The sequence below is a fragment of the Rhodopila sp. genome (assembly GCF_965277165.1).
Taxonomy (GTDB): Bacteria; Pseudomonadota; Alphaproteobacteria; order Acetobacterales; family Acetobacteraceae; genus Rhodopila.
Window position 1 is genome coordinate 2,328,950 of sequence record NZ_CBDICE010000005.1, and the last position, 22,325, is coordinate 2,351,274.

Below are 22,325 nucleotides of genomic sequence, written 5' to 3' on the forward strand. Positions count from 1 at the left end.
GCCATGCCGAGATAGGGACCCAGGCGTCGAATGATATCAACAGCCGACGCCAACCTGTTCTCGCCGCCGCTCTCTCATTTCGTTGGCCAGAATGTGCGGGCTCAAATCACTCGGAACCAATAGGTGACCCATCTTTGTCTGCATGCTGCAAATAATTGTGAGCCAATGAGCATTCCATGCCGACGTCAGTAACATCCACTTCCGAGCGGTCCGACTTCGTGCCCTTGGTCGCGCGCTGGTTATGGAATGCGTTTTGGAGCGAGAGCGGTAAGTCGCCTGACCAACTCCTTGAGGCCGTTGGAGGTCGGTCACGGCTCACACAATGCCCCGGACGCTTATTTTGCTTGCCGATGGTGAGAAGCGCGCAGCCGTGGGTCATTCTGCAGGGCGGTTCGAAGGTCTATGAGCGGTCACTTCAGGAAGCCGAAAAATCGCACTTCAGCCCGAAGACTATGAAACAGGCAGGCGCTTTGACATTGGGTAACTCGGTGTTCCGGACAGGATGACTGCGCGGCCAGTCTCACTTCCCTCCAGGGTGCATTGGACGTTGCTTCACTCCGCAGCTCGGACTTCAATCGCACGCAGCAAGGTTTTGCTGACACCTCGAAATCTCTTGCGTCCTGAGATACGTAGTTCAGGGTGATCTTTCCGTAAGCTCTCGCCAGCGAGTCACCCCAAATAACCAGAGCTTTACGGCATGGGGAGGCGGTGTGAGACTTTCCCCATTGCGATGCCTGTGGGAGAGAATGTCATGTCGTATTATGAGAAAGGTGACGTTAGGATCCGATACGAGGAAGTCGGATCAGGCTTTCCGCTCCTGGTTACCCCGGGGGGTGGTTTGAACTCGCGGGTCAGCAACTGGCCGACCGCCGTGTTCAATGCCATGGACATCTTCAGCAATGAGTTTCGCTGCATCACCATGGACCAGCGCAACGCCACAGGCGGTGAATCCACCGGGCCGATCCCGGTCGATGACCCATGGGGCGCTTTCGCCGACGACCAATTGGGACTGATGGACCACCTCGGCATCGGCGAGTTCTTATTCTTCGGCAACTGCATTGGCGGCTCGTTTGCCCTCAAGCTGATGGAGCGGGCCCCGGAGCGCGTCGTCGCGGCGGTACTGAGCCAGCCGATCGGCCACCGTCCTGACAGCCCGGACGTGATGTATGATTTAAGTCGCGATGTCTGGGCCAAAGAATTTCGCGAGAGGCGGCCTGAGGTGACGATGGTTTCCATCGAGAAGTACCTGCAAGCTCTTTATCGTGCCCGGCCCGACTTTGTGTACAGCGTATCGCGCGAGTTCGTGCGTGATTGCCAGACTCCGATGCTTGTCCTGCCGGACGACACTCCGGCGCACGTTTACCAAACGGCCGTCGATATCGCATCGCTAGCGCCAAATGCCGACTTTACGGTGTACCCCTGGAATGATCCTCCAGAACTGAAGGCCCGGACGATCAACCGGGTGCGTGGCTTCCTGAAGGTGCATTCACCGGTGACGGCGGCCCGTTAGTTTTCTTCGCGGCGTTGGACGCCAGACGCTTGTTCAGTCTTGTCCGCGGTTTCGATAGCGCTCTGTGAGATCGCTTGTCGAGGTGTCTGGGAACAATGACACATCCTCAGGCCGTCTCGGACTTGAGTGTAATTCGGCGTGGAAAAGGGAGCCTGTTTGAGGGGCGATCGGCATGCAAAAGGGGCTCTGACGCAATGTTGGTGCTGAGATCGGCCACAACTACACCGTCCCGATAAGACGGGCTCGCAGCAGGTCGAGATTGGCGCGCTCATACATCTGCCGCTTCACCAGTTTGAGCTTTGTGTTCTGCCCTTCGGTCTGATCGTTTGACCATGGTTCGGTCAATACCGCTTTCACCGCCGCCTGGTCCTGAGCGATGCCTGATGCGAACGAGGCCATCAGGCCAAGCCGTGCATCCCCCAGCCATTCATCCAGACGTTTGTCTTTTCGGTGCTGGATCAGGCGATGGAAGCGATCGAGCAGATCTCGTGCCGACGTCAGATCCGGCACAGCCACTCCGATTATCGCGACTGTCCGGGCGACAGCTTTCGACAGCGTGTCGCGTTCTATTGTCATCATGCGGGCGATGCGGCGGGCAGACGGTGTCTTGCTGGGCCGCTTTTCCCGAGTAGCCGTTCCCTTGTCCTTTCGCTTCCGCGTCGCCCATTCGGTAACGACACGCAGGCTGCCGGTAAAACCTATGGCTTTCATGGCGCGCCACAGTGCGGCACCGTTCTGGCTGCCATCGGTCCATGCCGTCTCAAGCTGCGTCAGAAACGGATCGAGTGAGCTCATCCGGCTGCGGAATATATCGGCGCGCCCACCCCGAACCACCTGGCGAACGAGCCCGCGTGATTTGTCGGTTCGCCGCATGATCTGTTTGATGGCCACGCCCCGAACCGAGAGCGCCAGGATCTCAGCATTCTCTGCCTCGCGGCGAAGCCACCCGGTATGCTGGCGCTGTTCAGCGGCGGTTAAAGCCTCCGGATCGAGGATGCCTGCACCGACGGCTTTGCGGATCGTGGTCATCGACCGTTGCACGGCGGTGAGGAAGGCAGCGCTGGCGTTTTCCATCAGGTGCCACCACCGGTCAGCGACCTGAACGGCGTCAGGACGGCCCTCCGCGGCGGCCTGCCTGTAACCGGCGCCTCGATCCCGCGCGATGATGGTGATCGACGGACGATCAGCCAGCCATGCCGTCGCCGTTGCGGCTTCCTGAGCAGGCAGAATGTCGATGATACGCCGCCGTTCCAGGTCGCAGATGATCGTCCCGTAGCGGTGACCGCGCTTCCAGGCAAAGTCATCGATACCGATTACCCGCGGTTCTTCGCGGGGTTGGACGGCACGGCGTCGTACGACGCGGAGCAAGGTGTCGTTGCTCACGGGAAGCAGCAGACGTCGCGCGAAGTTCTGTCCTGGCCGTCCGCCCAACGCCAGGCCGAGATGATGCACGATTCCATCGAGGCGCATTGTGCGGCGTGCGAACGGGCCACCCACCGCGCTCTCAAGTCGTTCGGCGAAGATCCGCTGACGGCAATCGGCATCGATACAGCGGAACCGGCGGGCGCAGACGGTCAACACAACACGCCGTCCCTGCGATGGAAGATCGGTCAATGTTCGCCGATAGCGGCTGTGGATGCGGGCGGATACGGCGCCGCAGACCGGGCATGCGGCGGTCGTGCTCACTGGCGTTGCAGCAATCCGCAGTGTGTCGGCCTCTGTTTCGATACTCTCAATGGCGAGGCCGCACGGAGCAAGCGTGATTCCAAGACCCATAATGGCGTTTCCCGACCGATTCGCTGCTCACGGTCAGGGCAAATTGCATCAGCATTGAGTCTGAGCCCTTTTTGCGTGCCGATTGACGCTAATACAGCCTTACGGCACGAAGCCATGGATCACTTGAGCGGGGGCGTTATGCCGGGCATTAGCCCGGCCGCTTCAAATCTGCCCCGTGCCCGGCTCAAGCCCCAGCATGATACGGCCCGGAGCAACCATCAGGCGGGTGGCGAAGTTGATGTGTTGGCAAACCGCGTGAACGTCGCGAAGCTGCGCGGCAAACCGCACTTCTTCCAGCACGGCGCTGCTGCCGGCCGCGGCGTACATCCTGCCCACCACCTCTTTCGCGGCGTCGCCGGCATTCCAGCATGCCATGCGCAGTAACGCTTGCTGCTCGATTGAGGCCGGCTGGCCTGACGAGACGGATGCCCACATCGAGCCGATCGCCTCGATGGCGAAGGCGCGGGCAGTCTGTAGCCGCGTCTTTGCCTTCGCCACATCGAGCTGGACACTTTCATGCTCGCAAATCGGCAACGTGTTGAGAAACGCGACCTTGGTCCGGGCCAGGGTGACCAGATCGTCGATGGACGCGGCCGCGATGCCCAGCGGAACCGCCATGACCGAGATGGCGAAGGAAGAGAAGAACGGTAGATTATACAACGGGCCTGGCTGCCGTTCAGTCATCTCCATGCTGGTCGTGCAGCCGTCTGGCACCCACACATCCGAGCACGTCACGTCATGGCTGCCGCTTGACCGCAGGCCGCCACTGTTCCAATTGCCTAGGACCTGCACCTTTTCGGACGGCAGCAGCACAGCGCGCAACACCGGGGCCCCCTCTGCGGTCAATCGTGGCGCGCCGTCCGCCTGCTCCACGCACATAAAGCTGGAAATCGTGCTGTGCCGGCTGAAGCTCGCCCATGACCAGCGCCCGGTGATACGCCAGCCGGTGTTATCGCGGGTAGCAGAGCCGGTGGGGTGTCCGCTGCCGCTAAAAGCGAGCATTGTCTCAGGCGGCAGCAGACGGCGCATCGGGTCGGCGGCGATCAGCCCTGCGAAGCGTGAGGCGGCCGATGAAATCATAGCACACCACGCCACCGCTCCGTCGAGCCTGGCCAGGGATTCGATCACCGCGAAGAAATCGAGCGGCGGTGTCTCCAGGCCTCCGAGCGAGCGAGGAAGCCAGAGTTGTGTCAGTCCCGCCCGGATCAAGGCGTTTGCCACCGGCAGCGGAAGATCCGGGCCCGTCGCAATCGCCTCGCGGTGATCGTTGATCAACGGCCGAAGTGCCTGAGCAGTGGAGACCAGCCCCGACACCCCAGGCGCCGCGCGGAAGGATGTCATCTCGTTCATTGTGCAACGGTCCTTGGCCTGTGGGATCGCCCATGCCGGGCCAGCCCTCACAGCGAGGCCGAACCGGGCGATGTCTGGGCAAGCCTGCAGCAACCGGGTTTCAATTCCGTGACGCGCGCGAGGTAAGACGTTTCAGCTGTAATAATGCTCGACGAGCTGCTCTATGTCCGCACTAACCCGGTTCGCTCCTGAAACCTGCCGCTGAAGACCCTGACGATGGCAGCACAATCGCAGCGATAATGCAGGCCGCGATCCCCATGTGCACTGGCCAAGCCGACGCCGGGCCCCCACAAGCGAGCCGGCGCCACCTTGGCCGGAGCAGCCCCGTAATGATTCGTGTTAGGCACGACCCGGAGCACACACGAGCCGATGCGCGGCTTCCATGCTCGCCTGGCGATTCACGTCGGATTACGCCTCCCCCGGCTAAGCCAGCCGGTGTGGCCGCTGGCCATGACGTCGCACCCTTGACTCTCAATCTAGCTACGCAACGAAGGTCGATTGATGAACTTTGAACCAAGCGGTCTCGGCAACGGGTCTCCCAACCTAATTGGCCGACAGGACTCGCGCCCCCGCGACGAGCAAACGCAGCCGACGCGTGTCCTTCTTATCGATGATGACCCGGCAATCCGCCACATGGTCGCGAACTACCTCGATGGACACAACATGCATGTGGTGTCTGCAGCTCAAAGAGACGATATCGCGAGACAATTTGCCGCCGCCGAACCCAGCCTGGTCATCCTCGACCTGCGCCTGGGCGACCAGGATGGGCTGGAGCTGCTGCGCCAGTTGCGCTCGCGTTCAGATGTACCTGTGATCATCATCACCGGTCATCGACGCGACGAGATTGACCGGGTCGTGGGGTTGGAACTCGGTGCCGACGACTATATGACCAAGCCATTTAGCCTACGTGAGCTGCTTGCCCGGATCCGAGCCGTGCTGCGGCGCGGGGAAGCTGGGCGGATAGCACGGCAACGCGATCAGGAACGAGGTCGCTTCCGATTTGGCGCCTGGCAGCTCGATCGTCGTATCCGACGGCTGACCGATCCCGACGGCGCCCCGGTTGCGCTAACCAAAGGCGAGTACGCGCTACTGACCGCCTTTCTTGACGCGCCGCAGCGACCACTCACGCGCGAACACTTGCTGCAGGCAACCCGGGTCCACGAGGATGTATTCGATCGCAGCATCGATGTGCAAGTCTTGCGGCTGCGGCGCAAACTGGAGATCAACTCAAGTGCGCCGCAGGTTATCCAGACCGAACGTGGCGTCGGCTATGTCTTCGCCCTGCCGGTCGAGCCGTTATCGTGAGGCGTCGAGCCATCCCGAGGCAAGCAGCGCGGCCGCCGGAGATCGATGGCAGCGCTGCAGTCGCGGCCGCGATACTACGACGGTAACCACATTTGACCGCACCGGAATGCTGCGGCAACACGCAAACCGCAAACTCTGTCCGGTCAACAAATTTGGAAGAGAGTCCATGCGGTCCAGAATCCAGTTGCCCGAAGAGCTGAAATTGCCCTGCCTTCGCGCCGACACAGATAAGGCGATCAGCCTGCCCAAATCTTCGGCCGCTATCGGTCGTGCAGCGGTTGAACAACCATTGATCACAGCGGACCTGTATCGCCAGTTGCAGCCGCTACAGGGTCGATTTTCTCTCCAGGCTGCTTGCCCGCGTGAGGCCGGATCGAACGCCACGTCCCCGCCGCCGGACCCGCGCCGGAATGCGGTCCGTGCCGCTATGTCGTGGGTCAGGGAGCTGCTGATAGAAGGCTTTGCTGCTTGCGGCGCGGCGATGTCCCCCGGCTGGTTTCAGCCGCATGGTGCGGATCTTGTCGACCGCGGCGGCCCGGACGAGGCGGCACGGTGGCGGCATCCCGCCGACCAGGCGAATCAGCGAGAGACGTGTCCGGATGAATGGCTCGCAAGGTCAGGATACCACGCATGGTCGGATGAGATCCTGTCACAGCGACACCGGGATCGGGCGATACCTGCCGCTGCCGTTGATCTTGAAGCCGGTGGCGAATCGGAAGCCCCGCAACCCCCTGCCTCGCGTTGGACCGCATTAATCCCGTCGCCTCTTGCCCGGGTTCTAAGCAAGCGCCGGACCGCGCGGCCGCTGAGGCTGACGAGCCGGGTGTTGGAGGCTCTAGACGACAGGATACTGGAGGACATCGGGATCCCCGCCATGAAATCAAAGAATTGGGCAGAGCGGGGAAGCCATACCCGATGAATCAATCGAGGTATCCGGCGGAAGCGGCGCGTCTTCGATATCAGACACTTGCAGTCGGACCGTTCTGGTCCAATCGTTATAACAGCATTTTCCGTCCCCACCGATATCGGCTCTGACGGGCGGCGCACCTGGGCAAGCGCCTGACCCTGCAAGTCTGGGCCGGAGCGCGATCGCCGATCAGGAACCGATCACACCGATTCCGCAACCGCCGGCCGCTGACCCATTGAAGCTTGCGCTCGGAGAAAGCCTTTTCGAGGATCGCCAATTGTCGCACGACGGGACGTTCGCGTGCTCGTCCTGCCACGACATCCACACCAACGGCGCCGACAAAGGCAGCCCGTCGAAAGTTCGAGACGGGTCACCGCTGTCGTTCAACATCCCCACGGTGTTCAACGCAGCACTGAGCTTTCGGCTGAACGGGGAGGGCAATCAGCGATCGCTTGAGGTCCAAGCCCAATCGTCGTTCGAAAATATAGAAGTAGCAACACCAGCATTGACGAAGTTCTGCGGAAGCTGAATGCCGACCCGAAGATGGTTGGCCAGTTCGCGGACGCCTATGGACACGCGCCGGACCGGGCAAGCCTGCTGGACGCAATCGCCATCTTTGAACGGTCGCTGCTCACCGCCGGCAGCCGGTTCGACCGGCGGCTGGAGGGTGATACCGCGGCGCTCACACCGGAAGAGCACGACGGCTACAAGCTATTTGTTTCGCTCGGCTGTGTCTCCCGTCACCAGGGGGTGAACGTAGGCGGCAACCTATACGAGCGCCACGGTATCTTCGGTCCGCTCGCCGCACCGAAACCGGAGATTTTGCGCGTCCCTAGCTTGCGCAACGTCGCCACGACGGCGCCCTATTTTCATGACGGCAGTGCCCCAACTCTGCGCTACGCGGTGCGTAAAATGGCAGCCGCACAACTTGATCAGGACTTATCGGACCAGCAGATCCAGGCCATTGTCGCCTTCATGCGAACACTGACAGGGAACTATCGCGGTGTTCCGATTATCGCGCCGCCGCCATGAAGATAGCCCCGATCGTCGTGGCCGTATTGTTCCTACTGCTCCGCCTATCGCGCTGTCGTTTCGTGCAAGCAACACCGGCTCTGAAATGTTTGATCGTGCTCTTACCGCGCTCGACCGCTTCACAATAACCGAAAATGCGCTGCAGCTCGACGTCCACAGTGCTCGTATTGGGGTCTTGCGTAACTACGATCAATTGGTGCGCGGCTGCAACGATTTGGATGCATCGCTGCTTCGGTTGCGGCAAACCGCGGCGGTCGATGCCGCGACGGCCGCCACGCTTCATCGGCTCGCGGCCGCAGTGGCGAAGCAGGAAGCTCTGGTCGAACAATTCAAGAGCAACAATGCCCTTTTGCAAAGATTCTCTGGCGTATTTCGGGTTGTACAACACCCGTTTGGGAACATTGAACCCGACCGAATCTACCATACCGGCCGCCAGTCGGCTGGTCACCGCGATGCTGCATCTTACTCTGGATACATCGCCGATGACCGTAAATGAGGTTGAGACTTTGTTGAACAAGCTTGCCGAGCAGCGTCCTCCGCCCGGCGATGGCGCGTCGGTTCAAGCGCTGCTGGCGCACGGACGTTTGCTTTACCAACTCCTCCAGGCAACCGATGACCTGATAAAGGGATTGCGCGCGTTCCCGCAGAACCGCGACAGGGACGCTCTCCGCGCGATGATCGTCGCGCGCCAAACGGCATCCAGGACAACCGCACGCCAATTCTGGCTGCTGCTCTATTTCACATCGCGGCTTTGATCTACCTTGAGATGAAGCTTCGAGTGCAACGCGCTGCACCAGCGCGTTGCACTCGAGCACGCGATTGCCGACATTTCGACACGCTTCATCAACGCACGGACGAATGTGCTCGACCAGCTTGTGGAGGATGCGCTGACCGAACTGGCGGAGTATTTAGGTGGCGACAGGGCGTATTTCCTTCCCGGCAGCGCGCCGATCCAGCGTCACGTGTGGAGCCGGGAAGAGCTTGCCTCTCCCAACATTCTGGCCGGATCGCGCGGCGGACCTGGCGAACAGATTCGGCCCGACAGGCGAGGGTATCATCCACATCCCATTCGTTGAGCAACTGACGCCGGGCGAGGATAAGCAAACCTTGGTCTCGGCCTGCCTGCACAGTTGGCTGTGCGTGCTGACCCCGGACGGGAAGGACTGTCGGGACATTCTAGGTTTTGATGCGATTCGGCCGGGGCACATGTCGCGATCCCAGGAGGACCTGCGGAATTGGCGCCGATGCGTTGGTGGCCGCCGGAATCTCGGATTTGGTGCAATGGCCGATCGTCGCCATGGAAATGGCGGCGGCGCTCGCTGGTTGTTTGCCGTACAAACGGTCTGAAGCTAGGGCCGCAGAAACTGTCGATCGTTCCTCTTAAGTATCGAACAGAAGGACTCGGCTCTCCTATCCCGCCCCACCAGCCGATTACGGCCGTAGCGATTCCCTGCCTCACAGACATCAGCCGGTAATCCCAAACGTTCAAATGTCCTCGCACCGACAAGCGAGGAGAAATGACCGTGTCCGTTGGTAAATACGCCGTCGTCATCGGCGCAGGTATGGCCGGCCTGGCTGCGGCCGGAGCGCTCGCCGACTGGTTTGAAAAAGTGGTCATAGTGGAGCGCGACAGTTTGCCTGCCGGGGCCCTCCCGCGGGCGGGAACGCCGCAGGCTGAGCACGCGCACGGCCTGCTGGTTGGTGGCTTACAGGCACTCGAGGCGCTGTTCCCCGGCCTCAGCGACGATTTCGCCCGCGTCGGGGGGGTGCCATTACGGGTTAACCAGGACCTGCGCGAAGAATGGCCGGATCGCGATCCGCTGCCGCAGCGCGATTTTGGCTTGTTTGGCTACCTGATGTCTCGACCGCTGATCGAATTCACCGTGCGGCAGCGCGTCTTGCAGCGGAGCAACATCGTCGTTCGACAGAACTGCCGCGCCCTGAATATCGCGGCTGATGACGCCGGACGCCGCGTCACCGCGGTGCACTGCATGACAGGCTCCGGCCAATGCGGCGAAACCTTGCCCGCAGACATCGTCGTCGACGCCTCCGGACGAGGCCATCTCACCACAAATCTGCTGCAGGCGATCGGTCGGCCTCAGCCGCGGGATACCAAGATCGGGATTGACCTTGGCTACACCACAGCCGTCATGACCACCCCCAACGACGCGCCGTCCGACTGGAAGATGGTGTTGACACGCCCCAACCTGCCGGATTCGACGCGCCGCGCGATACTGCTACCGATGGAGGGCAACCGCTGGATGATGAGCGTGGCAGGCCAGGGCGCCGACCGTCCGCCTGCGGACTGGGACGCACTCCTGGTATATCTGCGACAACTTGCCACGCCGACGATCTACAATGCGGTACGTCGCCTGGCTCCGGTCGGCAAACTACGGCGCTTCGCCTTGCCCGAGAGTGTTCGGCGCGATTTCGCGGCAGTCGAAGCCTTTCCCGATGGCCTGATCCCGATCGGTGATTCGATCTGCCGATTCAACCCAGTCTACGGTCAGGGCATGACAGTCGCGGCCAAGGAGGCGAGGCTGCTGCATAAGCTGCTTGAAGAACGCACATCCAAAACGAACCCACTGGCCGGTCTGGGGCAGACATTCCTAGCCGAGGCACAGTGTCTGATCGAAACGCCATGGATGATGTCGGCGATCCCGGATTTCGCCTCTCCCGCCACTCGCGGCGAAAGGCCGGTGGACCTGGAGCAGTCGTTGCGATCCGCCACCGCTTTGTCCAGAATTGCTGCACGCGACCCAGCGGTGCATAGGTTGATGGTTGAGGTTTGGCACATGCTGAAGTCGCACAACGCGTATCACGATCCGGATCTCGTACGGCGGGTGCGGGCGGAAATGGCGACGGCGTGGTAGCCGGTACTCCCGCAAGACGATCGCCCTTGCATCGCACTTTTGGTCCCTACAACCACCATGCGAACGCGAGCGCCCTCGGGTATCAGGCTCCCAACGAAACGCCCGGTTTGGTGGGCCCCCCGAGAGGCGTGGAGTGCGCCCCTGCGGGTGGACAGAATCAAGCCAGCATTTTGACCGTCTGGCGGGTGTGTTGATCCTCAAACTGGGCCGGGCTGAGATAGCCAAGCGCTGAATGCAGTCGTTTGGTGTTGTAGACCTCGTCGATGAAGCGTGGAAGACCGGCGGTAACATCCTCGAAGGTTTCATAGGCTGCCAAGTAAACCGACCTTCAAGGTTTTCATGAAGCTCTCGGCTTTGGCATTATCATAGGGATTGCCGCGTCGGCTCATCGAACCTTTTAGGCCGTACTCGGCAATCAAAGTGCGATAGGCGTCCGACGCGTATTGCGCCCCCCGATCGGAATGGTGAACACAATCCTTGGGCGGCTGACGCAGGCGGATGGCGGCCTTGAAGGCGGCGATCGCAATCCGGGCATCCATCGATCGGCTGATGGCGTAGCCGATCACTTTGCGCGACCAGGCGTCCAGGATGGCGGCGAGATAGACGAAGCCACCCGGGATCGCCACATAGGTCAGGTCCGCGATCCAGAGCTGATTGGAGCGCTCGACCACCAGGCCCTTGGTCAGGTTCTTGAAGATCGGGCTGGCATGGTTGCTGTCGGTGGTGACGACATGCCGTCGGCGGCGCTTCGGTTGCAGATCATGCTCGCGCATCAGGCGGCGGATCTTCTTGCTATTCACCACCATACCCTGGTGGCGGAGGGCCGCACTCACCCGTCGGTACCCGTAGCACTCAAATTCGTCACAGATCTTGCTGATCCGTTGGACGAGATCGTCCTGAGACGCCGCGATGGGCGGTGCGTCGTAGAACGTCGAGCGCGCCAGCCCCATCAGTTCGCACCCCCGGCGGGCGGTGATGCCACGGGGCCGGTGACGACGGAGGTATTCGCGCTTTTCGGCCGGGGTGCCTGCTTGAGAGCCCCCTTTAGCATCTCGATCTCCAGCGCCTGGCGACCGACCATCCGCTCCAGAGCTGCGATCTTGGCTTCGTATTCCTGAAGCAGGTCAGCCGCCTGGACATCATCATCCAACGCCCCGGCTTCAAACTTGCCAACCCAGATCCGGATCAGCTGGCGCGAGATGTCGTGGCGCTTGGACAGCGCATGCAGCGCCTCCCCGGCGATGAATTCCTCGGCTACCTGCCGCTTGAACGCCGCACTATGGGAACGATGCTTGGTCATGGCTTCTAGTCTCCAGAAGCCCGATCAGGGGGGTCAAATCTACGAACTCAAACTGTCCACCCGCAGGGGCGCACTCCAGTCTCGGTGCTGTGCGGGCTGGCCGGTTCGGCTGGATTGCTGATCGCGTTCCGGGTGTTTCAAGGCATGGCTGGCGGGTTGCTGGCGCCGATGGCGCAGATGATGATGGCCCGAGCCGCGGGGCCACGGATGGCGCAGGTGGTGAGCTTCGCGGCACTGCCGGTTCTGCTGGCACCGCTGCTGGGTCCGGTCATTGCCGGGTCGATCCTGCAATTCGCGTCGTGGCGTTGGCTGTTTCTGATCAACCTGCCGGTCGGTGTCCTGGCGCTCGCGCTGGCGGTGGTGTTGCTGCCCGATGACCGCGAAGAGACCAGGCCGCGCAGCCTGGACCTGGCTGGGTTGGCTCTGCTGTCGCCCGGGCTCGTGCTGTTCCTGTACGGAACGGACCATTTGGGCGGGCGCATGGGGATCACGACCCTGGTGGCGTCCGTCATCATGCTGGTGCTGTTCCATCGGGTGGCGATCAGGAAGGGCGAGGCGGCGCTGATCGACCCTCGGTTGCTGAAAGCCAAGGTGTTTTCGGCATCCATTGCCGCGATGTTCATGCTGAACGGGATCTCGTTCGCCGGTCAGATGCTGATCCCGATCTATCTCATCCAAGGGTGCGGCCTTTCGCCCAGTATGACGGGTTGGCTGCTGGCGCCGCTTGGGGTGGGGATGATGTGCACCTATCCGTTGATGGGTCATCTGACCAGGCGGTTCGGCATTCGCCCGATTGCCGTGTCCGGGGCGCTGTTGGCGCTGGCCGGCACGCTGCCGTTGCTCTACCTGGCGAGCCATGGCCTGGTGGTGATGGTGCTGGCGGTCAGCCTGTTTGTCCGGGGTGTGGGCATGAGTGCGATCGGCATTCCTTCGATCACCGCGGGATATGCTTCCGTGCCGCGGGCGGACCTGCCGATGGCGACAACCACGATGAACATCTTCCAGCGCCTGGGAGGGCCGACCCTGACGACGCTCTGTGCCACCTTGCTGGCATGGAGATTGGGCTCGGCGCGGGCCGATGTTGCCGTCATAGGGCCATTCACCGTGGCGTTTGGGCTATTGTGCGCATTTCACGCGGGGCTGTTCGCGGCTGTGCTGAGGCTTCCTGCATCGTTGAACGCGAGGGCCGCGCGGGACGCTTGAACGGCGTGCCGTCGCCATCCCGCCGCGAATCGACCTCAGGCAGGTTGCCCCCCTGGCGCGAGACGCCAAACACCGCCGCGAAGCTGGGCCGTTTGCGCGGGGGCGTTAACGATTTGGCAAGGTTTGCGGACTAGCCTCCCGGGATGGACCTGACCGTCTGCATCTGCACCCACAACCGCCCGCGCTATGTGCAGGACTGCCTGGATGGGCTGAAGCGGCAGACCGTGGCGCGCGATCGGTTCACCGTTCTTTTGGTGGACAGCGCCTCGGGCGAAACGGCGGCGGCGGAACTGGGCAGCCTGGCGGCGGCGCATGACGCGCGGCTGATCCGGCTCGATCATGTCGGCGTCAGCCTGGCGCGCAACGCCGGTGCCTGGGCGGCGCGGACCCGGTTCATCGCCTATATCGACGACGACGCAATCCCGGCGACCGATTGGGTGGAATCGATCCTGGACGCGATCGCCCAGCCTGGCCGTCCGCCGGCGCTGGTCGGGGGGCGGATCCTGCCGAAATGGGAAGCGCCGCTGCCGACGTGGTGGCCGGCCTCGCTGCGTGGCGTGCTGTCGATCATCGAGCATGAGGGGCGCGGCGAGTACCGCACGCCGGCGGTGCCGCAGGGCCTGGAGCCGTATGCGGCGAACATGGTGGTGCACGTGCTGTCGCTGCTCGCCGCCGGCGGCTTTGGCGGTGCGGTGGGGCGCTATGGCAACTGCCTGCTATCCGACGAAGAGGTTCAGCTTGCCTGGACCCTGCAGGATGCCGGCCACTCGGTGCGCTATGATTCTCGTATCGTCGTGCACCACCAGATCCAGGCTCGGCGGATGGAGCCAGCCTGGCTGTTGTCGCGGATGTACTGGCAGGGCGCATCCACCGTGCTGACCCGCCGCCTGTTGCACCAGCCGCAGACGGTGTGGCGCGAACTGCCGCGCCGGCTGCTGGTCGCGGGGCTGCTGGCGCCGGCCGCGCTGATCCCCCACCACACCGCCTTCCTGTTGGCGGCGCGCTGGCGGTTTGCCTACGCCGTGGGTTTCATCCGAGCGGCGCTGGGTTGGCACGTCACCGAAGCGGCGATCGAGCAGGCCGCGGTGGCGGTGGCGGCGTGATCCTGTATCATTGGCAGGGTCGCGCATCCAATTTCGGTGACGAACTGAATACGTTGCTGTGGCCGCGTTTGCTGCCTGACTTCTTCGACGACGATCCGGCGGTACGGTTCCTGGGCATCGGGTCGATCCTGGACCGACGGCACGCGCGGGTGGCGACCAAGCTGGTCGCGGGGTCGGGCTACGGCGGCTACGAGGCCAAGCCGGTGTTGGACCGCTCCTGGGTCATCCACTGGGTCAGAGGCCGAAGAACCGCCGCCAGGCTTGGTCTGGAGGCGGCATTGGCGCTGGGCGATCCGGCCGTTCTGCTGCCCAGGGCACTGGGACTCGCCACGGCGGGCGGCCAGGATATCGGCTTCATGCCGCATTTCGAGAGCGCCGGCTGGGGTGCATGGCAGTCGGTGGCGGCGATGGCCGGGGTCCGGCTGATCGACCCGCGCGATCCACCGCCGGCGATCCTGGCCGCGATCCAGGGCTGCAAATTGCTGCTGAGCCAGGCGCTCCACGGCGTGATCGTGGCCGATGCGCTACGCGTGCCGTGGGTCGCGATCCGGCCGTTGGCGCAGGTGCATCAGGCAAAATGGCTGGACTGGGCCGAGATGCTGGAGGTGCGCCCGCGGTTCCGCGGTCTGCCGGCCTCGACACTGCTTGAATGGGCCGACACCAGCCGGCTGAGCCGCTTCCACCTCGGTCGGGTCTGGCTCGAGCGGATGCAGCCTCGGCTGGCGGATATCGGTTCGGAGCGGCTGGTCGCCAGGGCGAGCCAGGCACTGGGGCGTGCGGCGGAGGCTGCGCCGCAACTGTCGAGCGATATCGCGTTGGATCGGTGCCAGTCGCGGATGCTGGACGCGGTGCAAGCGATTCGGGCGCGGCCGCTGCGCGCGCCTTCGAGCGCCGGAGCCGTCCGGCGAGCGCGATCGTGCTTGCCAGCGAGCGGCAATTCCGCCTACCAGCCAGGTTGATTGGCTGATTGGCTGATTGGGCCCGGCCGGGTCCGGGGCGGCGGCCCCCTCACGCAGGCGGGATTTCTGCACCGGCGATGCTTTTTGCCTCGAATGCTCCGGATCTGCTGACACTGATTCCGCTCTCGGCCCGCACGATCCTGGAGGTGGGATGCGGCAACGGGGAGCTTAGTGCCGCCTATCGCGCGATGAATCCGAGGGCGCGCCTGCTGGGCATCGAGACCGATCCGGTCCTGGCGGCGCAGGCGGAATCGCAACTTGATCAGGTTGTCACGGTGGATCCCGAACGGGACACCTTGCCGTTCGAGCTGCCGGATGGCCTCGATTGCATCATCTACAACGGGATGCTGGAGCGACTGCGGGACCCTTGGGCGATGATCCGTCGGCACGCGGCCAGCTTGGGGGCCGATGGGGTGGTGCTGCTCCGGGTTCGCAACCCCGATCACTGGCGGGTCGCCGACCGGCTGCTGCGCGGTGGGCGGGGGAACGACGAAGGCCAGGACCTCACGACGGTGTCCGGTTTCGACCGGGACGCCATCGCGGACCATTTGATGGGCGCGGGACTCACGCTGTGCGACATCACGACGCCGCGGCCGGATGCTGACGCGGCGCGGTTCGCCGAGGCGATCGCGCCCAGCCTAGAAGCGCTGGGGGTGGATCCGCAGGAATACGCGGCTCGCGCCGGACCGAGCCACCTGATTGCGCGCGCCGCCAGGGAGTTGCCGCGGCGGATGACGCTGGCGGGGAACATGCTGGACCCGGTCGGGGCGGTTTCGCACGTGCGGGTCGTCTATCCGATCCACGCGATGGCAACCGACCCGGCGGTCGAGGCCAGGGTGACCGATCAGGTGCGGGTCGCCGCGCCGGGCGATCCCTCGCCGCGCATTTTCGTGCTGCACCGGCCGGCCATGATGGGCGAGCAGGGTCGCGCGGTGTTGCGGCATCTGACCGAGGCGGGCTTCCTGATCGTCACCGAGTTCGATGATCTGCCGGAGCATTTTGCCATGATGCAGCATGGCGGAGCTTTGGGTTTCTACGGCGTGCACGCGGTGCAGACGACCACGGCGACGATGGCCGAGGCGCTGCGCGCCTACCACTCCGAGATCGCGGTGTTTCCGAATGCCGTCGGCAGCCTGCCCGCGATCGGCAATTTCGCCGACCCTGGGGTGGTGACTATGTTTTTCGGCGCGCTGAACCGTGAGCTGGACTGGTTGCCGTTGATGCCGGTGATCAACGCGGTGGCGGCGGTGGCGGGGGACCGTCTGCGGTTCCAGGTAGTGCATGATCAGAGCTTCTTCGAGGCGCTGGAGACTCCGCACAAGGCGTTCACCCAGACCTGCGATCACGAGACCTATCTTCGGCTGCTGGGCGGGTGCGAGATCTCCTTCATGCCGCTGGCCGACAATCGGTTCAATCGCGCCAAGTCGGACCTGAAATTCATCGAGGCGGGGTCGTGCCGGGTGGCGGTGCTGGCGAGCAGCGTGGTGTACGGCGACAGCATCGAGGATGGCCGGACCGGTCTGTTGTTCCGCGACCCGGCGGAGTTCAATGCCAAGCTGCTGCGGCTGCTGGCGACGCCTGAGATGGCGCGCGAGATTGGCGACGCGGCGCGCCGCTACGTCGCCGACGAGCGCATGCTGGCCTATCAGGTGGCGCCGCGGATCGCCTGGTATCGCTCGCTTTGGGCTCGGCGCGAGATGCTGGGGGAGGCTCGGTGGCAGCGAATGATGCGCAATCAGGCGGCCTGATCGGGGTCAGCTTCCTCGGTAGGTGGTGTAGCTGAAGCCGCCCAGCAGCAGCGGGACGTGGTAGCGGCGCTCGGGTTCGGCGACGCCGAAGCGGATCGGGATCACGTCGTGCCAGGGGGGATCGGTGGCGGGTGGGCCGATGTCGCGTGGGCCGATATCGGGCGGATCGGCGCTGGACGGATCGGTAGTGGGTGGATCGGCGCGATCGGGCCCCGAGGAGCAGTAGTTCTGCACGTGGAAGCGGAGTTCGTAGCGGCCGACGCGAAGTGGGGCGTCGGCCCATAGCGGTGCATCGGTGCGGCCGTTCTGGTTGGTGACCGCCTGCGCGATCAAGACGCCTTCGCGGAATGCTTGGATGGCGATGCCCTGGGCCGGCTTGCCTCGGACGGTGTCGAGCACGTGGGTGGACAGATGCCCGCTGGTCGGCGGCATGCCCGGGCCGTGCACGCGATCGACCAGGCGCAGGCGGCTGATGTGGCCGATTTCGGCCAGCGCGGCGGTGCGTTCCTGGTCCGGCGTGTTGGTCAGGCGGCGCTGCAGACCGCGCAGCACGAAGTGCGGGGTCTGGCGGCGGACACAGACGATGAACGGGAAGCCGAAGCGGGTTTCATAGGTCGAGCAGGCGGAGTCGAACCGGGCGATCTGGTCGCCCAGGCCGGACATGGCGAGACCGGCCTGTTCCTCGCGGGAGGCGGCGGTCAGCGTCGGATCGGCCAGGGCTTTCGCCGATAACGCCGGGTGCGAGCGCAGGAAACCCAGGCAGCGATCGGCCGGCGCAGCCTTCACCGCGGCCATCAGGGCGTCGTGCAGCGCGGTGACGGTGGCGAACGGGCGTCGCGTGGCGGCGGCCTCGGCGACCCAGGGGGCGTGCTCGAACACACCGTCGAGTGCGGCGCTGAACGCATCGGGTGACATCGCATTGAGCTGATCCAGCGTGTGCATGATCGTCCTCGGTCGGGCGATTCGGTCGCCCCGATGCGGTCTGGGCGTGGTAATTCCCGGGTCGATGATGCCCTTCGCGTCGCGGCTTGTAGGGTGGCTTTTCGTCGCCCCCGGATCCGGGCTGGAGCGCTTTAAGGGTGACTGTACAACCCGAAAGCGCTGCAGCTATCTGTTTTATCGGCTGATTCCCGCGCTTTGAACGTTTCGCCCAGCGCCATCAGGCTTTAGTCCGCCAAGCGGACGATGGTCCAAGGGTCCAGCACGGTGACGCCGGCGTCGGCGAAATCGTCGACGTTGCGGGTGACGACGATCTTGTTGTGGACCCGAGCGGTCGCCGCGATGAGTGTGTCGATCACCGGACGCGAACGCTTGGCCATCAGCCGGCCCCAACTGGTGGCCACGGCGTCGTCGACCGGCAGGATGCGGGACGCATAGACCACGCGCAACTCGTCCAGCCAGCGGAGCAAGGGCGCGGCGGCCGGCGGGTCGGTGCGCAGCTTCATGCTGACGCCCTTCATGATCTCACCGACGGTAATGGCGCTGAGAAACAGCGTTTCGGGACGCGTCGAGCGAAGCCAGGTGACCACCTGGGGAGTGCGGCGGCGAGCTTCCGAGATGACGCAGGTGTCGAGCAGGTACATCAGAAATCGATGTCGCGCCCGGCATCGTTGCCGCGATCGTTGATAGCCTGCACCACGTCGTCGGGCCATTTGTCATGTTCAGGGGCATCGCCGAGCAGGAAATCGACGAAGGAGACCGGCGGATTGGAGAGGGTATCGAATTCCCGCGCCGAGACGACGACCGCGGCGCGTTGGCCGTGCACGGTCACGGTCTGCGGGCCGTCGTCGCGGGCGCGCTTGACCACTTCGCTGAAACGGTTTTTTGCGTCCTGCAATTGCCAGTCCTGCACGGCGGTCTCCGTTGGTGTATAGCTAGACCGACTAGATTTAAACGGTGCGGGAGTCAAGCTGATTGTGGATTGGAGGTGGGTGGGTCCGTGGGGTTGTCGGCGGCGTCTGGGTGCAGGTCGCGGGCGATCTCGGGGCGGTGCATGAGCGCATCGATCTTCATCGCGTAGTCCAGCGTGCGATCGGGCGTGAATGTGAGGTCCGGGGCGACTCTCAGCCTGAGCGCCTTGGCCACCTGGCCGCGCAAATAGGGGGTGGCGCGGACCAGGGCGGGGATCAGCGCATCGACGTCGGAGCGGCCGAGTCGGGTAACGAAGGCGGTGGCGCGTTTCAGATCGGGGCCGATGCGGACTTCGCTGACGGTGATGCGGGCGTCGGCGAGGTCGGGGTCGCGGAACTCGCCGCGGCCGAAGATCCCCGACAGCACGTGGCGGATTTCCTCCGCCACGCGCAGTTGCCGTTGCGATGGGCCCGCCTTCGCGGCACCGGCCCGGGCTGGCTTGGTCAACCCGGGACCATCTCGGTCTCGAAGCACTCGACGACGTCGCCTTCCTGCAGGTTTTCGAAGTGGGCGAACGACAGGCCGCATTCGTAGCCGCGGGCGACCTCGCGCACATCGTCCTTGAAGCGCTTGAGCTGGGACAATTCGCCGGTGTGGATCACCACGTTGTCGCGCAGCACACGCACGCCGGAGCCGCGTTTGACCAAGCCCTCGGTGATCATGCAGCCCGCGACCTTGCCGGTCTTGGTGATATTGAACACCTTGCGGACCTCGGCATAGCCCAGGAACTTTTCCCGAGCCTTGGGCGCGACCTTGCCCTTGACCAGCTTTTCGATGTCATCGGCGACTTCGTAGATGATCGAGAAGTAGCGGATATCGACGTTCTCGCGCTGGGCAAGGTCGCGGGCCTGCGAGGTGGCGCGGACGTTGAAGGCGACGATCACCGCGCTGGACGCCTTGGCGAGCTGGATGTCACTTTCGGTGATCTGGCCGACGCCGGCGAGCAGGACGCGGATCTTGACTTCCTCATGCTCCAGCTTGGTGACCAATGCCTGGATCGCCTCGGCGCTGCCCTGGACGTCGGCCTTGATCAGGACGGCGACTTCCTTCTGTTCGCCGGCCTGGATGCGGGCCAGCATCTGGTCCAGCGTGCCGCGGGCGCCGACCGCCGCGCCGGCCGCCTTGTCGCGCTGGCGGCGTTCGCGGAATTCGGTGATCTCGCGGGCGCGGCTTTCATTCTCGACCACGACGAAGGGTTCGCCGGCCGAGGGTGCGCCGCTGAGGCCGAGGATTTCCACCGCGGCGGACGGGCCGGCCTGGGTCATCGGCTTGGCCTTGTCGTCCAGCATCGCGCGCACCCGGCCCCATTCGGCGCCGGCGACGACGATGTCGCCCTGTTTCAGCGTGCCACGCTGCACCAGCACGGTGCCGACCGGGCCGCGGCCGCGATCCAACCGGCTTTCGATCACCGTGCCTTCGGCGGTGCGGTTCGGGTTGGACCGCAGGTCGAGCAGTTCGGCCTGCAGCAGGATGGCTTCCTCCAGCTTGTCGAGGCCGGTCTTCTTCAGCGCCGAGACCGGGACGTCCTGGGTTTCGCCGCCGAGATCCTCAACCACGACTTCATGGCTCAGCAGTTCCTGGCGCACCCGGTTGGGGTCGGAGTCTGGCTTGTCCATCTTGTTGATGGCGATGATCAGCGGGGCGTTGGCGGCCTTGGCGTGACGGATCGCCTCGATGGTCTGCGGCATGACGCCATCATCGGCGGCGACCACCAAAACGACGATGTCGGTGACCGAGGCGCCGCGCATGCGCATTGCGGTGAACGCCTCGTGGCCCGGTGTGTCGATGAAGGTGATCTGTTCGCCGCCGGGCATCTTCACCTGGTAGGCGCCGATGTGCTGGGTGATGCCGCCGGCCTCACCGGCCGCGACGTCGGTGGCGCGCAGGGCGTCGAGCAGCGAGGTCTTGCCGTGGTCGACATGGCCCATGATGGTGACGACGGGCGGGCGGGTGATCAGGTCGGTGTCGGCGTCGGCATGACCTTCGAGTCCGAGCTCGACGTCGGATTCCGAGACCCGGCGGGCGCGGTGGCCGAATTCCTGCACCACCAGTTCGGCGGTGTCGGCATCCAGCGTCTGGGTGATGGTGGCCATTACCCCCATCTTCATCAGCGCCTTGATCACTTCGGGTGCGCGCGCGGCCATGCGGTTGGCCAGTTCCTGCACGGTGATCTGTTCCGGCAGGATGACGTCGCGCACCACCTTCACCTGGTCGGAGCGCAGCCTGTCGAGTTCGGCCTGGCGGCGTTCGCGTTCGCGCTGGCGGCGGACCGAAGCGAGCGAGCGGACCTTTTCGTCCTCACCCTCGATCGCCGCCTGGACGTCGATGCGCCCGGCGCGGCGGCGGTCGTTGGTGCCGCTCTTGGGGAGCGCGACCGGCGGTTTGCGGGCGGGTAGGCCGCCGGGGCCGGTGCGGCGGACCGGACGACCGTCGTCTTCCTCCTCGGCGCGGTTGCGCAGCCGCAGGGTCTCGGTGGCCGCTGACGGCGAGGGTGCCGGGGCGGGTGCCCCGGGGCGCCCGGCTGGAGCCCTTGCCGCGGGCTGGCCCGGTTGCGGCTGCGCGCTGGGCAGGGCGGCGGCATGGGATGGCTGATCGGGCTCCGCGGTGGTCGGATCGCGCGCGGCGGCAGCGGCCGTGGCGGCTTCGGCGGCGCGATTGGCGTCGGCCTCGAGCTTGTCGCGAACCGCCTGTTCCTCGGCCAGACGCTCTTGTTCCTCGGCGGCCTTGCGCGCCTCGGATTCGCGGCGGCGGGCTTCCTCGGCACGGTCCTCGAGGTGGCCGCCCGCGATGTCGGGAGATCGCCCCTGGCGATTTCGTCCGCACCATCAAGCAGCTGGCCGACCTGGTGGGCCAGGTCTCGATCATCACCACCGATCCGGAAATGGCAGCCTCGGCGAGAGCCGCCGTGGACCTGCTGCGCCGTGACGTGGTGGCTGCCGGCATCGTCCCGGGAGCGCTGGTGGCATCCGCCACCGATGACGGGGGCCCGTCGTAAGGTTGTCTGGGCATGTTCCCGTACGTGGAGGAGACGTTCACCGCCGACGAGGAGGCAATTCTCCGTCGTTATGTCACCAACCTCGACCAGCCGGTGTTCGCCCTGGTCAACTTGCCCGAGGTGGTCAAAGGGGCGCTCTTCGCCCGGTACTCCCGGTCGCCCAAGAGCCTGCGCCGGCTGTTCTTGGACGAGTTCGTGGGCGATCTCGACATCACCGGGGATGCCAGCGTCGACGCCACCGTCGGTCTCAAGCGGGCCGAGGACCTCTATGAGCGGGTGTTCTTCGAGTACGGGGACGACTCGGTGGCCCAGCTGGGCGGGGTCCACCTGGCCTGCGAGCAGTCCTCCAACGT

The 22,325-nt window shown here is 64.3% G+C and carries 22 protein-coding genes and 1 pseudogene; 13 read left to right on the top strand and 10 right to left on the bottom strand.

Annotation, left to right across the window (positions count from 1 at the left end):
• Window positions 1-751: 751 nt before the first annotated feature.
• Window positions 752-1,510, top strand: coding sequence for an alpha/beta fold hydrolase (locus tag ACQY4Y_RS11495; RefSeq protein WP_428490685.1), 759 nt, complete (start codon window positions 752-754; stop codon window positions 1,508-1,510).
• A gap of 219 nt (window positions 1,511-1,729) precedes the next feature.
• On the opposite strand, the gene ACQY4Y_RS11500 is transcribed toward ACQY4Y_RS11495, so the two are convergent.
• Both ACQY4Y_RS11500 and ACQY4Y_RS11505 read right to left on the bottom strand, forming a co-directional pair.
• Window positions 1,730-3,286 (bottom strand): ISL3 family transposase, encoded by a 1,557-nt coding sequence (locus ACQY4Y_RS11500; RefSeq protein ID WP_428490686.1) that lies wholly within the window; start codon window positions 3,284-3,286, stop codon window positions 1,730-1,732.
• 162 nt (window positions 3,287-3,448) lie between these two features.
• Window positions 3,449-4,561, bottom strand: coding sequence for an acyl-CoA dehydrogenase family protein (locus tag ACQY4Y_RS11505; RefSeq protein WP_428490687.1), 1,113 nt, complete (start codon window positions 4,559-4,561; stop codon window positions 3,449-3,451).
• Between the two features lie 576 nt (window positions 4,562-5,137).
• Between ACQY4Y_RS11505 and ACQY4Y_RS11510 the strand changes: the two genes are divergently transcribed.
• The 6 genes from ACQY4Y_RS11510 to ACQY4Y_RS11535 all read left to right on the top strand — a co-directional run bounded on the left by ACQY4Y_RS11510 (window position 5,138) and on the right by ACQY4Y_RS11535 (window position 10,753).
• Entirely contained in the window at window positions 5,138-5,941 is an 804-nt protein-coding gene (locus ACQY4Y_RS11510) for a response regulator (protein ID WP_428490688.1), read from the top strand.
• A gap of 1,142 nt (window positions 5,942-7,083) precedes the next feature.
• A complete protein-coding gene (locus tag ACQY4Y_RS11515; RefSeq protein WP_428490689.1) occupies window positions 7,084-7,377 on the top strand; it encodes a cytochrome-c peroxidase in 294 nt (97 codons plus the stop codon).
• Between the two features lie 14 nt (window positions 7,378-7,391).
• Window positions 7,392-7,880: a cytochrome-c peroxidase gene (locus ACQY4Y_RS11520; protein ID WP_428490690.1), complete on the top strand. Its 489-nt coding sequence runs from the start codon at window positions 7,392-7,394 to the stop codon at window positions 7,878-7,880.
• Entirely contained in the window at window positions 7,852-8,376 is a 525-nt protein-coding gene (locus tag ACQY4Y_RS11525) for a DAHL domain-containing protein (protein ID WP_428490691.1), read from the top strand. Before ACQY4Y_RS11520 ends, ACQY4Y_RS11525 begins: the two co-directional genes overlap by 29 nt.
• The gene (locus tag ACQY4Y_RS11530) at window positions 8,282-8,635 is read left to right on the top strand and encodes a DAHL domain-containing protein (RefSeq protein ID WP_428490692.1); all 354 of its coding nucleotides are present in this window, start codon (window positions 8,282-8,284) and stop codon (window positions 8,633-8,635) included. Before ACQY4Y_RS11525 ends, ACQY4Y_RS11530 begins: the two co-directional genes overlap by 95 nt.
• 768 nt (window positions 8,636-9,403) lie before the next feature.
• The gene (locus tag ACQY4Y_RS11535) at window positions 9,404-10,753 is read left to right on the top strand and encodes an FAD-dependent oxidoreductase (RefSeq protein ID WP_428490693.1); all 1,350 of its coding nucleotides are present in this window, start codon (window positions 9,404-9,406) and stop codon (window positions 10,751-10,753) included.
• 157 nt (window positions 10,754-10,910) lie between these two features.
• On the opposite strand, the gene ACQY4Y_RS11540 is transcribed toward ACQY4Y_RS11535, so the two are convergent.
• Genes ACQY4Y_RS11540 through ACQY4Y_RS11550 form a run of 3 tightly spaced genes read right to left on the bottom strand, consistent with a single transcriptional unit; the run spans window position 10,911 to window position 12,053 of the window.
• A complete protein-coding gene (locus tag ACQY4Y_RS11540; RefSeq protein ID WP_428490694.1) occupies window positions 10,911-11,069 on the bottom strand; it encodes an IS3 family transposase in 159 nt (52 codons plus the stop codon).
• Window positions 11,056-11,730, bottom strand: coding sequence for an IS3 family transposase (locus ACQY4Y_RS11545; RefSeq protein WP_428490775.1), 675 nt, complete (start codon window positions 11,728-11,730; stop codon window positions 11,056-11,058). The genes ACQY4Y_RS11540 and ACQY4Y_RS11545 overlap by 14 nt, the downstream gene beginning before the upstream one ends.
• Window positions 11,703-12,053, bottom strand: coding sequence for a transposase (locus tag ACQY4Y_RS11550; RefSeq protein WP_428489847.1), 351 nt, complete (start codon window positions 12,051-12,053; stop codon window positions 11,703-11,705). The genes ACQY4Y_RS11545 and ACQY4Y_RS11550 overlap by 28 nt, the downstream gene beginning before the upstream one ends.
• A gap of 84 nt (window positions 12,054-12,137) precedes the next feature.
• Here ACQY4Y_RS11550 and ACQY4Y_RS11555 point away from each other — a divergent pair, with 84 nt between their 5' ends.
• The 4 genes from ACQY4Y_RS11555 (at window position 12,138) to ACQY4Y_RS11570 (ending at window position 17,066) form a co-directional block, all read left to right on the top strand.
• Window positions 12,138-13,256, top strand: a complete 1,119-nt coding sequence (locus ACQY4Y_RS11555) for an MFS transporter (RefSeq protein ID WP_428490695.1) — start codon at window positions 12,138-12,140, stop codon at window positions 13,254-13,256.
• A gap of 143 nt (window positions 13,257-13,399) precedes the next feature.
• Window positions 13,400-14,359, top strand: a complete 960-nt coding sequence (locus tag ACQY4Y_RS11560) for a glycosyltransferase family 2 protein (RefSeq protein WP_428490696.1) — start codon at window positions 13,400-13,402, stop codon at window positions 14,357-14,359.
• Window positions 14,356-15,318 (top strand): polysaccharide pyruvyl transferase family protein, encoded by a 963-nt coding sequence (locus ACQY4Y_RS11565; RefSeq protein WP_428490697.1) that lies wholly within the window; start codon window positions 14,356-14,358, stop codon window positions 15,316-15,318. Before ACQY4Y_RS11560 ends, ACQY4Y_RS11565 begins: the two co-directional genes overlap by 4 nt.
• A 77-nt stretch (window positions 15,319-15,395) precedes the next feature.
• Window positions 15,396-17,066 (top strand): methyltransferase, encoded by a 1,671-nt coding sequence (locus tag ACQY4Y_RS11570; RefSeq protein ID WP_428490698.1) that lies wholly within the window; start codon window positions 15,396-15,398, stop codon window positions 17,064-17,066.
• A gap of 6 nt (window positions 17,067-17,072) precedes the next feature.
• Here ACQY4Y_RS11570 and uraD read toward each other — a convergent pair whose 3' ends face one another.
• From uraD to infB, 5 genes and pseudogenes are all read right to left on the bottom strand, one after another.
• Window positions 17,073-18,008 (bottom strand): 2-oxo-4-hydroxy-4-carboxy-5-ureidoimidazoline decarboxylase, encoded by a 936-nt coding sequence (gene uraD, locus ACQY4Y_RS11575; RefSeq protein ID WP_428490699.1) that lies wholly within the window; start codon window positions 18,006-18,008, stop codon window positions 17,073-17,075.
• A gap of 224 nt (window positions 18,009-18,232) precedes the next feature.
• Window positions 18,233-18,649 (bottom strand): type II toxin-antitoxin system VapC family toxin, encoded by a 417-nt coding sequence (locus ACQY4Y_RS11580; RefSeq protein WP_428490700.1) that lies wholly within the window; start codon window positions 18,647-18,649, stop codon window positions 18,233-18,235.
• Window positions 18,649-18,918, bottom strand: a complete 270-nt coding sequence (locus ACQY4Y_RS11585; RefSeq protein WP_428490701.1) for a type II toxin-antitoxin system Phd/YefM family antitoxin — start codon at window positions 18,916-18,918, stop codon at window positions 18,649-18,651. Before ACQY4Y_RS11585 ends, ACQY4Y_RS11580 begins: the two co-directional genes overlap by 1 nt.
• A gap of 53 nt (window positions 18,919-18,971) precedes the next feature.
• Entirely contained in the window at window positions 18,972-19,424 is a 453-nt protein-coding gene (rbfA, locus tag ACQY4Y_RS11590) for a 30S ribosome-binding factor RbfA (RefSeq protein WP_428490702.1), read from the bottom strand.
• Window positions 19,421-21,739 (bottom strand): annotated as a pseudogene (gene infB, locus ACQY4Y_RS11595) (translation initiation factor IF-2); the annotation flags it as partial. The pseudogene infB and the gene rbfA, both read right to left, overlap by 4 nt.
• A gap of 35 nt (window positions 21,740-21,774) precedes the next feature.
• On the opposite strand from infB, the gene ACQY4Y_RS11600 reads away from it, so the two are divergent.
• Together ACQY4Y_RS11600 and ACQY4Y_RS11605 are read left to right on the top strand one after the other, a co-directional pair.
• Window positions 21,775-21,972 (top strand): hypothetical protein, encoded by a 198-nt coding sequence (locus ACQY4Y_RS11600; protein ID WP_428490776.1) that lies wholly within the window; start codon window positions 21,775-21,777, stop codon window positions 21,970-21,972.
• 12 nt (window positions 21,973-21,984) lie between these two features.
• The coding region (locus tag ACQY4Y_RS11605; protein WP_428490703.1) for a hypothetical protein at window positions 21,985-22,325 on the top strand (341 nt) is incomplete at its 3' end.